This is a genomic window from Loktanella sp. Alg231-35 (assembly GCF_900143545.1).
Lineage (GTDB): Bacteria > Pseudomonadota > Alphaproteobacteria > Rhodobacterales > Rhodobacteraceae > Yoonia.
Genome location: NZ_FREV01000002.1, coordinates 300,024 through 311,686, shown reverse-complemented (window position 1 = coordinate 311,686; position 11,663 = coordinate 300,024). Strand labels below are relative to the sequence as shown.

11 protein-coding genes are annotated in these 11,663 nt (G+C 56.9%); 8 read left to right on the top strand and 3 right to left on the bottom strand.

Translation table 11 applies throughout. The features are described from left to right. Nucleotides 1–31: 31 nt before the first annotated feature. The gene (gene frr, locus DHN10_RS05150; protein WP_108814517.1) at nt 32–595 is read right to left on the bottom strand and encodes a ribosome recycling factor; all 564 of its coding nucleotides are present in this window, start codon (nt 593–595) and stop codon (nt 32–34) included. Between the two features lie 199 nt (nt 596–794). After that, complete coding sequence (gene pyrH / locus DHN10_RS05145) at nt 795–1,520, bottom strand: UMP kinase (RefSeq protein ID WP_108814173.1); 726 nt, start codon at nt 1,518–1,520, stop codon at nt 795–797. 104 nt (nt 1,521–1,624) lie between these two features. Between pyrH and miaA the strand changes: the two genes are divergently transcribed. The 6 genes from miaA (at nt 1,625) to DHN10_RS05115 (ending at nt 10,003) form a co-directional block, all read left to right on the top strand. Continuing rightward, nucleotides 1,625–2,527 carry a tRNA (adenosine(37)-N6)-dimethylallyltransferase MiaA gene (gene miaA / locus DHN10_RS05140; protein ID WP_108814172.1) on the top strand — a complete coding sequence of 301 codons (903 nt, stop codon included), beginning with the start codon at nt 1,625–1,627 and terminating at the stop codon, nt 2,525–2,527. Nucleotides 2,528–2,586: 59 nt separating this feature from the next. Beyond that, a complete protein-coding gene (locus tag DHN10_RS05135; protein ID WP_108814171.1) occupies nt 2,587–3,396 on the top strand; it encodes a helix-turn-helix transcriptional regulator in 810 nt (269 codons plus the stop codon). Nucleotides 3,397–3,631: 235 nt separating this feature from the next. Beyond that, nucleotides 3,632–5,290 (top strand): ABC transporter substrate-binding protein, encoded by a 1,659-nt coding sequence (locus tag DHN10_RS05130; protein WP_108814170.1) that lies wholly within the window; start codon nt 3,632–3,634, stop codon nt 5,288–5,290. Nucleotides 5,291–5,418: 128 nt separating this feature from the next. Continuing rightward, nucleotides 5,419–6,465 (top strand): ABC transporter permease, encoded by a 1,047-nt coding sequence (locus DHN10_RS05125; RefSeq protein ID WP_108814169.1) that lies wholly within the window; start codon nt 5,419–5,421, stop codon nt 6,463–6,465. Nucleotides 6,466–6,480: 15 nt separating this feature from the next. After that, nucleotides 6,481–7,926, top strand: coding sequence for an ABC transporter permease (locus DHN10_RS05120; protein WP_108814168.1), 1,446 nt, complete (start codon nt 6,481–6,483; stop codon nt 7,924–7,926). Nucleotides 7,927–7,930: 4 nt separating this feature from the next. After that, nucleotides 7,931–10,003: a dipeptide ABC transporter ATP-binding protein gene (locus tag DHN10_RS05115; RefSeq protein WP_108814167.1), complete on the top strand. Its 2,073-nt coding sequence runs from the start codon at nt 7,931–7,933 to the stop codon at nt 10,001–10,003. A gap of 42 nt (nt 10,004–10,045) precedes the next feature. On the opposite strand, the gene DHN10_RS05110 is transcribed toward DHN10_RS05115, so the two are convergent. Then, complete coding sequence (locus DHN10_RS05110; protein ID WP_373456666.1) at nt 10,046–10,627, bottom strand: lytic transglycosylase domain-containing protein; 582 nt, start codon at nt 10,625–10,627, stop codon at nt 10,046–10,048. A 149-nt stretch (nt 10,628–10,776) separates the two neighbouring features. Here DHN10_RS05110 and ssb point away from each other — a divergent pair, with 149 nt between their 5' ends. Continuing rightward, nucleotides 10,777–11,301: a single-stranded DNA-binding protein gene (ssb, locus tag DHN10_RS05105; protein ID WP_108814166.1), complete on the top strand. Its 525-nt coding sequence runs from the start codon at nt 10,777–10,779 to the stop codon at nt 11,299–11,301. A gap of 5 nt (nt 11,302–11,306) precedes the next feature. Further along, nucleotides 11,307–11,630: a hypothetical protein gene (locus tag DHN10_RS05100; RefSeq protein WP_108814165.1), complete on the top strand. Its 324-nt coding sequence runs from the start codon at nt 11,307–11,309 to the stop codon at nt 11,628–11,630. The last annotated feature ends 33 nt before the right edge of the window (nt 11,631–11,663 follow it).

The window sequence follows — 11,663 nt, the reverse complement described above, 5'->3', positions numbered from 1 at the left end:
AAAGCCCCTCTCGTTGCTTAAATCTGGTGAGTTAGACCTGCATAATTTCGGCTTGTTTCGTTTCAACGGTCTGATCGACCACCTTGATATGCGCGTCCGTCACTTCTTGCACGGCACCTTCCCAGAACTTCTGATCATCCTCGGACATGCCATCGGATTTGGCCTTTTTAATCTGGTCCATCCCGTCGCGACGTAGATTGCGGATCGAGACCCGCGCGCTTTCGGCATATTGCCCTGCCACTTTGGTCAGCTCGCGGCGGCGCTCTTCGTTCAGCTCTGGAATGGGCAGCATGATGATTGTACCATTCAGTTGAGGATTGATGCCTAAGCCGCTCTCACGAATGGCTTTTTCTACTTTTCCAACAAGGCCCTTGTCCCAGACGTTGATGGTCACCATGCGTGGTTCCGGCACGTTCACCGTGCCCACCTGGTTGATCGGCGTCATCGAGCCATATGCATCAACCATCACAGGTTCCAGCATGGAGCCAGAGGCACGACCGGTGCGCAATGAGGCCAGCTCAACCCGTAGATTGGCGATGGCTCCCTCCATGCGGCGGGTCAGGTCATCGGTGTCAATTTCAAAATCGTCTGCCATATCGTTCTGCTCTTCTCCATCGGGCTTTGCCCGGCTTTTCATCGTTTTAGGCCAAAGCCTTGGACTTGTATAGTCAGGCAAACCGGTAGGTTTCGTGCAGTTTATCCGCAGTCCGTTTCTTTTGTTTGAAAATATCTCGGGGTGTTTGAGGGGCAGCGCCCCTCATCCAAACAAATGGCATGCGGCGCAGCCGCCCCTTTTAATCCCTCACGATGGTATGTGTGCCTTCGCCTGCAAGGATACCGCGGAACCCGCCCTTATCATCCAGCGAAAATACGATGATCGGCAAATCATTGTCGCGCGCCAAGGCAATGGCACTGGCGTCCATCACACCCAGATGCTTTTGCAGCACCTCATCATAGCTCACCACCTCATAGCGCGTGGCATCATCGTGTTTGGCAGGATCCTTGTCATAGACACCATCCACCTTGGTGCCTTTGAATATCGCCTCGCAGTTCATTTCGCTGGCCCGCAGGGTCGCGGCAGTGTCGGTGGTGAAATAAGGATTGCCAGTGCCTGCCGCAAAAATGCAGACCCGCTTTTTCTCTAGGTGGCGGACAGCACGGCGGCGGATGTAGGGCTCGGCCACCTCGTTCATCGTGATGGCCGAAATCACCCGCGTGTGGATCCCCAGTTCTTCCAGAGCCGATTGCATCGCCAGCGCGTTCATCACCGTGGCCAGCATGCCCATATAGTCGGCGGTTGTGCGCTCCATCCCCTGCGCAGAACCTTGTAGCCCGCGAAAGATGTTGCCGCCGCCGATTACCATGCAAATCTCGACGCCCAGATCATGAACGGTTTTGACTTCTTTGGCGATGCGCTGCACCGTCGGTGGATGCAATCCGAAAGAGGTATCGCCCATCAGCGCCTCTCCCGATATCTTCAGCATGACCCGTTTATATGCTGCCTTGTCGGTGTCGCTCATGGTGCTGCCCTCGCCAATGATATGTCGTCGTGCAAAATGTCGGAAAATGCGCGAAGGTTCAATGCCAGCTTGCCCAGAAAAGCCAGACCCGGCATGAAGGTCTCATGATCACAATCACCCCTCATCAGCCGGTCTTGATTGCCGGGCCCACGGCCTCGGGCAAATCGGCACTCGCACTTGCGATTGCGCAAGCTCAGGGCGGTGTGATCGTGAATGCCGATGCGTTGCAGGTCTTTGCGGGCTGGCGCATCCTGACAGCGCGGCCTGATGATGCGGATCTGGCGCTGGCCCCACATGCGCTTTATGGGCATGTGCCCTTTGAGGCGCCCTATTCGGCGGGCCATTGGCTGCGCGATGTCACGCCGTTTCTGTCAGGCGACACACGTCCGATCATTGTGGGGGGCACAGGGTTGAATTTTCACGCGCTGACGCAGGGGTTGGCCGAAATTCCCGCCACACCTGATGCATTGCGCGCAAAGGCCAACCAAATCGCCCTGCCCGATCTTCTGGGTGACCTTGATGCAATGACGCGCGGGCGTATCGACACCCAAAACCGCATGCGCGTGCAGCGCGCGTGGGAGGTGCAGCGGGCGACCGGCAAATCCCTTGCCGCATGGCAGGATGAAACACCGCCGCCGCTGCTGCCTGCGGATCGGGCAATCTGCATCACGATGGACGCGACCAAGGATTGGCTCAATGACAGGATCACCCGGCGGTTCGATCTGATGCTGCAAGCTGGCGCCCTGGACGAAGCGCAGGCGATGCTGCCCAATTGGAACCCGGCCTTTCAATCCTCCAAGGCGATTGGCGCGCCTGAACTGATCGCTCATCTGCAAGGGCACCTGACGCTGGAGGCCGCCCGCGATGCGGCCATCATCGCCTCGCGTCAATATGCCAAACGGCAACGCACATGGTTCCGCTCAAAACAAAAGGATTGGCACCATATCGCAGCAGATGGCGCTGACTTATCTGCAACACTGCGATTCGCCCCTGATCCAGATCATTGATTCCAAACGGCTTTCTCGGCAGACTTGTGAAAAATCAACATTGAGGCAAGTTGACCCACATGCAAATCGACCCACACCCCGGCATCAGGCTGGGCACAATCACCCATGCCGGACCGGCAATGCGCTGGCGGACAGAGGCGATGCGCAGCCATGCCGCCGGGCGCCTGATCCATATCACTCGTGGGCAAGGCCGGATCACTGTGGCGGGTCTGACCAACGGCTATGGCCCCAACAACCTGATCTATCTGCCACCTCACACGATGTATGGCATGGAGGTCGGCCCCTCTGTCTTTGGGCAGACCCTGACCCTGCCTGATGTCACTGAGTGGCCAGATGCGCCGTTTCATCTGCGCCTGATGCAGAACGACCCGCAAAAAGAGCTGATCAGCCTGATGGAATCGATTGAGCGGGAAATCCAACCCAGCGGTGATTTGCGCGCAGCACAGTGTTATCTGGGACTGCTCACCGTTTTTGTGGACCGTCAATTGCGCGACCGTGATCCGGCAACAACCGACCAGCGGCGCAATACCGCGGCGGCGCGGCTGGTCGCGCGCTACACCGCCCTGATCGCACATGAGTTTTCGTCTGATCGTGGCGTGTCGGGCTATGCGAGCCAATTGAACGTCACCCCCACCCATCTGACACGCTGTTGTCAGAAAACCTGTGGGCGCTCGGCGCTCGCGCTGTTGAATGATCGCATCCATTATGAGGCCTGCGTGATGCTGCGCGAAACCCACCGCCCCATTCAGGATATCGCCAAATCACTTAGCTTTCGATCAGCTGCCTATTTCACGCGTAGCTTTCTTGAGAAATCGGGCGAAACGCCTTCTGGGTTTCGCAAACGCGGCACGGCCGAGATACGCGCATAGGCCTGATTTTGCTGCGCCGCCGCATTTGGTGATGCAGCGCTGCACAGGCGGCAATGTCGCTTTTGGCACTTCGAGATGTCGTAAATGTCATGCAATTTACGAAAGGTTCGGTTGACCTGACGTCCAAAATTGTGCCGAATGCTCTGCGGACGGGAGACCACTGAAAAGATAACGGACGATTGTCTATAAGCGGTATTGCCGCGACGAAGTAATATTGTGTCACAGGGAGAATCGAATGACGCACATCACAACCAAGATCCACCCATATGCGAAAGTATATGCTGAGGACGCAAAAGCGGGCAAACTTGACCGCCGCGAATTCCTCGCACGTACGACTGCATTGGGTGTCACAGCGACAGCTGCCTATGGTCTGATCGGCGCTGCTGCCCCAGCCCATGCTGCTGGCCACGCACAACAAGGCGGCACGATCCGCATGCAGATGGAAGTTCGTGCGCTCAAAGACCCGCGCACCTATGACTGGACGCAGATCGCGTTCTTCTCACATGGTTGGTTGGAGTACCTTGTTGAGTACAACAATGACGGTTCTTTCGCGCCAATGCTGCTTTCCAGCTGGGAAGTGAACGACGACGCAACAGTTTACACACTGAACGTGCGTCCGGGCGTCAAATGGAACGACGGTTCTGACTTCACTGCTGCGGATGTTGCTCGCAACATCGAAGGCTGGTGTGACAAGAACGTCGAAGGCAACTCAATGGCTGGCCGCTTTGCGGTCCTGATTGATGAGGCCACAGGCACCGCCGTTGATGGCAGTGTTGAGGTTGTTGACGATCTCACCGTGCGCTTGAACCTGCCTGCATCCGACATCACGCTGATCGCTGGCATGGCCGACTATCCGGCCGCTATCGTGCCTGCCGATTTCGATCCAGAGAACATGACCGGCAACCCGGTTGGAACAGGTCCCTACCTGCCAGAAACTCTCGAAGTGGGTGTGAAGGCCGTGCTGGTCCGCAACGAAGGCTTTGAGTGGTGGGGCTATGCCGAAAACCGCGGCGCCTTCCTCGATCGGATCGAATACATCGACTATGGCACAGACCCATCCGCTTGGGTGGCTGCGGCTGCCGCTGACGAAGTTGACATGTTCTACGAAACTGTTGGCGATTTTGTGGATGTTGTCGAAGGCATCGGTTGGGAACGATCTGAAGTGGCCTCTGCTGCGACGATCGTGATCCGTCCCAACCAATTGGCCGAAGTTGATGGCACGCAGCCCTACGCGGACAAACGCGTTCGTCAGGCGATTGCAATGGCCGTTGACAATGCTGTCTGCCTTGAGCTGGGCTATGCGAACCGCGGTGTGGTTGCGCGCAACCAGCACGTGGGTCCGATGCACCCTGCATGGGCCGATGTTCCGGGTCTGCCCTTCGATCCCGAAGGTGCGCTTGCCCTGCTGACAGAGGCTGGCATGGCAGATTTTGAGATGGAAATCACATCCATCGACGATGACTGGCGTAAGAACACAACTGACGCAGTTGCCGCCCAGTTGCGTGACGCGGGCTTCAACATCAAGCGGACAATCATTCCAGGCTCGACCTTCTGGAACGATTGGACAAAGTACCCGTTCTCTTCGACAAACTGGAACCACCGCCCCATCGATACGCAGATCCTTGGTCTGGCGTATCGTTCAGGCGAAGCATGGAACGAAGCGGGCTTTGCCAATGCTGAGTTTGATACGCTGCTTGCTGAAGCCAACTCTCTGGCGGATGCCGGTGAGCGCCGTGAGGTTATGGCCAAACTGCAAGGCATCATGACCGATGAAGGCGTGACCATCCAGCCATACTGGCGCACGGTCTACCGCCACGCCAAGCCTGGCATTGTGGGTTGGGACATGCACATCGCATATCTGCCACAGATGTATAAAGTGGCTTTCGCCGCCTAAACTTCCAAAGGGCCGCCCAAACTGGGCGGCCCTTTTTCGTGACGGCGTGCAGATCACCGCAAAACGGGGCTGCACTATAAATTTCCAGTCAGGCAACGTCCTGACGCTGCTCACCAACAGGGGCCTTTATGGGACTGTTTATTCTGCGCCGCCTTGGGGTCATGCTCCTCACGGCACTTTGCCTGACATTTATTGTGTTTTGGCTAACGAACCTTGCACCAAACCTTGAAAAACTCGCCAAGACCCAAGGCAACGCCCGCATGTCGGACGAAGCTGTGGTCAGTTGGCTGGAAAACCGGGGATATTCACAAGCATTGCCTGTCAAATACGGCCAATGGCTGGGGGTTTTGCCCGGTTACGTCATTGAAGGTGCCGACGGAGAGGTGCGCGCAAGATGTCAGCTACCCGGAGAACCGGTCGAGGATGCGTCTACCTTCTGCGGTATCCTGCAAGGTGACTGGGGCTATTCAACAGTCTTTAAGGACGAGGTCGGCAGCATCGTGGCCACCCGCCTTGGTCTGACCGGCAAACTGATGCTTTGTGTCATGTTGGTCATGGTGCCCGGCGCGCTGATCATCGGCGTGCTAGCGGGCATGCGCGAAGGATCACGGACCGACCGCAGCCTTTCAACTGTATCGATCGTTTCAACCGCCACGCCTGAATACGTGTCAGGTGTTGTTTTCATCTCGGTCTTTGCGACCGCAACCTTCGGGATGCAATGGTTCAAGGGCACCGCGACATCGGCGATGGATGATGCAACGTTTGAGAACTTCTTCCTGCCGGTGATCACCATTGCACTTTACGGCATGGGCTATATCGCGCGGATGACGCGGGCCTCAATGACCGAGGTCATGACGGCACAGTACATCCGCACTGCCCGTCTGAAAGGTGTGAGCTTTCCCAAAATCGTCCTCAGGCACGCGCTGCGCAACGCCTTGATCGCCCCCTTTACAGTGATCATGTTGCAATTCCCGTGGCTGTTGAACGGCGTCGTCATCGTCGAGACCTTGTTCAACTACAAGGGCTTTGGCTGGGTGCTGGTACAAGCCGCCGGCAATAACGACATTGAGCTGTTGCTTGGTGTTTCCATCGTTTCCGTCTTCGTGGTCCTGATCACACAGCTGATATCTGACATCGGCTATGTGTTCCTGAACCCACGCATTCGTATTTCTTAAGAGGAGGCTGAACACATGGAAGCTCTCACTTGGACAGGTAGCCTTGGCGGCTATCTTAACCCGATTTTTATGATCTTGGTTGGCCTTCTGATCATTGCCTTGGTGGCGCAGATGGTGCTGGGGTTCTTCGCCCCGCCACAGACACTGCAAGCCAACCCTGATGGTACAATTGCCGCAACAGCTGGCCCATTGGGTCTGGCAGAAACCGGCGTCAAATGGCTGTTCCTTGCAACACTTACCGTTGTTGTCGCCTACATCATTGTCCCGCTTGTGATGCCCTATGGCAGTGCGGGGATCATCGGCGAGATGTCAAAACGGTTCCTGCCGGTCTGGGTCGCTCTGATCGCGCTTTTTGCTGTGTCGATCTACTACAAGCGTAAGCTGGGCCTTTACGGCAAGCTGTTCGACAGCACCATTGGCATGATCGGCTTTGCGTTGGTGATGTTCTGGGTGTTCACGGCGCTATTTGTCGGTGTGTTCGACTGGATCGGCACACACGATTACCTCAGCCAAGTCTCTGGCCTGAAAAACAAAGTGCCCGGCGTGCCGGTGCCTGAAGGCACAGAGGGCGCCATTCCGCATTATCTGCTGGGCGGTGACAATCTGGCCCGCGATATCTTTAGCCGCGTGGTCACCGGATCGGTCTTTGTAATTGCCATCGCGCCTTTGGCCACGATCTTTGCCTTTATGGTGGGGATCACGCTGGGTTTGCCTGCGGGGTTCTATGGTGGCAAGCTCGATACTTTCCTGTCGTTTGTCGCCAACCTGATCCTCGCCTTCCCTGTGATCCTGCTGTTCTATCTGCTGGTCACACCGGAAATCGTGCAGACAGGCATCCCATCCTATATGGCCGCGTTCCTCTTTGTCTTCCCGCTGATCTTTTTCGGCGTGTTGCTGAACTCGCGTTACTACACACAACCGGCCAAGCGAAACGCGATCCTGATCCCCGTGCTGGGTATCCTTGGATGGCTCTATCTGTCGATCATCAACCAAAAGGGCACGGTCATCGACTTCCTGCCTGCGTGGATGGACCTTTTTGATATCTCAATCCTCGTGGTCTTTGTGTCGGTGGTTTTCGTAAACGCGCCCACCGTCTTCCGTATCGTGCGCGGTCTGACGCTGGACCTGCGCACGCGCGACTATGTGGCGGCGGCGCAAACGCGTGGCGAAGGCGCGTGGTACATTATGCTCTGGGAAATTCTGCCCAACGCTCGTGGCCCGCTGATCGTCGATTTCTGCCTGCGGATTGGCTACACCACCATCCTTTTGGGGACCTTGGGTTTCTTCGGTCTGGGCCTGTCATCAGAAAGCCCTGACTGGGGGTCAACGATCAACGAAGGGCGCAAGCTGCTGTTGATCTACGCCCACCCTGCTCTGCCACCGGCGGTTGCCCTGCTCAGCCTTGTTCTGGGTCTGAACCTACTGGCCGACGGCCTGCGCGAAGAAAGCTTGAAGGATTAAACGAATGACTGATCAACCTATCCTTGAGATCGACAAACTTTCGATTTCCTTCTTTACTCGCCTGCGTGAAATCCCTGCCGTGATGGATTTTTCGGCCAAGGTCATGCCCGGAGAGGCGCTTGGCCTTGTCGGCGAAAGCGGTTGCGGCAAATCCACCGTCGCTTTGGGTGTCATGCAAGACCTTGGCGTCAATGGGCGCATCGTTGGTGGTTCCATCAAGTTCAAAGGCCGCGACCTTTGCGAGATGTCACCGGAAGAGCTGCGCGATATTCGCGGCTCTGAGATTGCGATGATCTATCAGGAACCGATGGCGTCGCTGAACCCGGCCATGAAAATCGGCAAGCAGCTGATGGAAGTGCCGATGATCCACGAAGGCGTGAGCGAGAAAGAAGCCTACGCGCGCGCGCTGGAAGTTGTCACAGACGTGAAACTGCCCGACCCCGAACGGATGCTGAAAAGCTATCCACACCAACTGTCGGGCGGGCAACAACAGCGTATCGTGATCGCGATGGCGCTGATGTCGAAACCATCACTGCTGATCCTTGATGAGCCGACAACCGCACTTGACGTGACGGTTGAGGCTGCGGTTGTTGAACTAGTCAAAGACCTTGGCAAAAAATATGGCACATCGATGCTGTTCATCAGTCACAACCTTGGGCTGGTGCTGGAAACCTGCGACCGCATCTGTGTGATGTATTCCGGCGAAGCAGTCGAACGTGGGTCAATCGAAGACGTCTTTGACGAGATGCAGCACCCTTACACGCAAGCGCTGTTCCGTTCGATCCCCCTACCCGGCGCCGACAAAAACGCGCGCCCCTTGGTGGCGATCCCCGGCAACTTCCCCTTGCCGCACGAACGCCCGCAAGGGTGTAACTTTGGCCCGCGCTGCGATTATTTTGAGGCCGGGCGCTGCGACGCGGGCTTTATCCCAATGGATGCTGTTCCGGGCAATGACCGGCACCAGACCCGTTGTTTGAAATTCGCGGAAATCGACTGGCAAGCACCGATTGAAGTCGGTGCCCAGACCGAAAAGCCCGAACCGGGACCAGTGGTTCTGAAAATGGATAACCTCAAGAAATACTACGAGGTTGCGGCGAATGCCCTTTTTGGCGGCGGCGACACGAAGGTTGTCAAAGCCAATGAAACCCTCAGCTTTGAAGCGCGCGAAAGCGAAACGCTGGCCATTGTGGGCGAATCCGGTTGCGGTAAATCGACCTTTGCCAAGGTGTTGATGGGGCTGGAAACAGCGACCGAGGGCGAAATCCTGCTGGATAACAAAGCCATTGGCGACACCCCCATCGAAAACCGCGATACCAAGACCATCGCCGACATTCAGATGGTGTTCCAGAACCCCTTTGACACGCTGAACCCCTCAATGACGGTGGGGCGGCAAATCATGCGGGCGTTGGAAATCTTTGGCATCGGTAACAACGATGGTGAACGGCGCGAGAGGATGCTTAACCTGCTTGACCTCGTGAAACTCCCCCGTGCCTTTGCCGACCGGATGCCGCGCCAGCTTTCTGGTGGGCAAAAGCAACGTGTGGGTATCGCCCGTGCCTTTGCCGGTGACGCACGCATCGTTGTGGCGGATGAACCTGTGTCAGCGCTTGATGTGTCGGTGCAGGCGGCGGTCACGGATTTGCTGATGGAAATCCAGCGTGAACATAAAACCACGCTGCTCTTTATCAGCCATGACCTTTCTATCGTGCGCTATCTGTCTGACCGGGTGATGGTGATGTATCTGGGCCATGTGGTGGAACTGGGCAGCACCGATCAGGTGTTTGCACCGCCTTACCACCCCTACACCGAGGCGCTTCTGTCAGCCGTGCCTATTGCGGATACGTCGGTTGAGAAAAAGCACATCGTGCTAGAGGGCGATATCCCGTCAGCCATGAACCCGCCCAGCGGCTGCCCGTTCCAGACGCGCTGCAACTGGAAATCCAAAGTGGCCGGGGGTTTGTGCGAAAAAGATGTGCCACCAGTGCGGATGCTGGCAGATGGTCACCAGATCAAATGTCACCTGAGCGATGCTGATCTGGCCGATATGGAACCGGTCATTCAGATCGCAGCGGAATAGCAGAACGACCCGCCGGGGGCTTTTTGCCTTTGGCGGGATCCACTACTGCCCCCAAATCACCTGCACGTAATTCTGGGTCTCTGCAAAAGGCGGCACCCCGCCATAGCGCGTGACCGCACCCGGCCCAGCATTATAGGCCGCAAGGGCCAGTTCCCAACTGCCGAATGCCTCAAACTGTGCGCGCAGATAGCGCGCGCCACCTTCAAGGTTCTGCACTGGATCAAGCGGATCAACGCCAAGCACACGGGCAGTTTCCGGCATCAGTTGCGCCAACCCAAGCGCCCCTTTGACGGACCGCGCAGAGGCATTCCAACCGCTTTCCTGCTCAACCAATCGCAAGAACAGCCCCGCAGGCACGCCTTGCGCGCCCGCCGCGGCCTGCGCCATACGCAGATAAGGGCCCGAATAATCGCCAAGATATGCAGGTGTGATCGTGAACCCTTCGGCGCGCGGTGGCTGCAGCCGGGTTGAGTTCTGATACTGCTCTGCTGCACGACCATCGAGAACCGAAATCTGGCTTTGCAACAGCCCATTGCGCGACATGGTCGAAACCTGATCCTGCGCCCACGCATCGCCCGCCACACAGGCGACTGTCAGACCAATGATGGTGCGCAAATTCTTCACGTGACGACTATTCCCGGTCTTGGTTCCTCAGACACATAGTCTTTTTGTGCTGTCGCGCCAATCCCACCACTGGAAACCTGTCGTTAACCTTGTTGCTGCATGCGTGGTCTGTCACAAAAGCGCAAAGCAGAATCGTAGGGGGTGCCGTCATGGCCGGATCAGTGAACAAAGTTATCCTTATCGGCAATCTGGGGGCAGACCCCGAGGTGCGCACATTCCAGAACGGCGGCAAAGTGTGCAATATCCGCATCGCCACGTCTGAGACCTGGAAAGACAAGAACACAGGCGAGCGTCGGGAAAAAACCGAATGGCACACTGTAGCGATCTTTCAAGAAGGTCTGGTCCGCATCGCCGAGCAATATCTGCGCAAAGGCTCCAAGGTTTATATCGAAGGCAAGCTGCAAACCCGCAAATGGCAGGATCAATCCGGTCAAGACCGCTATTCCACAGAAGTGGTGCTGAACGGTTTTGATGGCACGCTGACCATGCTGGACGGCCGCAACGATGGCGGCGGCGGTGGTGGTGGTGGTGGTGGCAACTACGGTGGCGGCGGTGGCGGTGGCGGAAGCTACGGCGGCGGGTCCTCTGGCGGTGGTTATGGCGGCGGCAACTCCGGTGGAGGCGCCCCATCAGGCGGCGGTGGCGGCGATATGGACGACGAAATCCCGTTCTAAAAGTAATGGTCGTTTCACCCGAAGCGCAAATTCTGATCCTTGTCGGCTTGATTTTGGCCGTTGCCTATCTGGGTATCTTTCCCACCTTGCGGGAAAAGACCATCAACAGGCTGATGCAGATTGACCTCGGCCTGAATGCGCTGGCGCTGATTGTCGCCGGCGCATGGTTCTGGGGCACGGGCGTGCAATTCACCCTGCTTTTCTTTGAGGTCAACTGGGTTGTTTTCACCATCGTCTGCTACGCCATCATCGAAATCCCGCTGTTTTTGCACTTTGCCAAGGCGCATGGCATCCGGCTTGATGGCCGCGATGACAATGACACGGAATGACACCGGGCACAGATATCAGAGCGCTGACAAAGG

Excerpts from the sequence above, each read along its gene's own strand:
- frr (WP_108814517.1), bottom strand. The coding sequence starts at position 595 with ATGGCAGACGATTTTGAAATTGACACCGATGACCTGACCCGCCGCATG.
- pyrH (WP_108814173.1), bottom strand. The coding sequence starts at position 1,520 with ATGAGCGACACCGACAAGGCAGCATATAAACGGGTCATGCTGAAGATA.
- miaA (WP_108814172.1), top strand. The coding sequence starts at position 1,625 with ATGATCACAATCACCCCTCATCAGCCGGTCTTGATTGCCGGGCCCACG.
- DHN10_RS05135 (WP_108814171.1), top strand. The coding sequence starts at position 2,587 with ATGCAAATCGACCCACACCCCGGCATCAGGCTGGGCACAATCACCCAT.
- DHN10_RS05130 (WP_108814170.1), top strand. The coding sequence starts at position 3,632 with ATGACGCACATCACAACCAAGATCCACCCATATGCGAAAGTATATGCT.
- DHN10_RS05125 (WP_108814169.1), top strand. The coding sequence starts at position 5,419 with ATGGGACTGTTTATTCTGCGCCGCCTTGGGGTCATGCTCCTCACGGCA.
- DHN10_RS05120 (WP_108814168.1), top strand. The coding sequence starts at position 6,481 with ATGGAAGCTCTCACTTGGACAGGTAGCCTTGGCGGCTATCTTAACCCG.
- DHN10_RS05115 (WP_108814167.1), top strand. The coding sequence starts at position 7,931 with ATGACTGATCAACCTATCCTTGAGATCGACAAACTTTCGATTTCCTTC.
- ssb (WP_108814166.1), top strand. The coding sequence starts at position 10,777 with ATGGCCGGATCAGTGAACAAAGTTATCCTTATCGGCAATCTGGGGGCA.
- DHN10_RS05100 (WP_108814165.1), top strand. The coding sequence starts at position 11,307 with ATGGTCGTTTCACCCGAAGCGCAAATTCTGATCCTTGTCGGCTTGATT.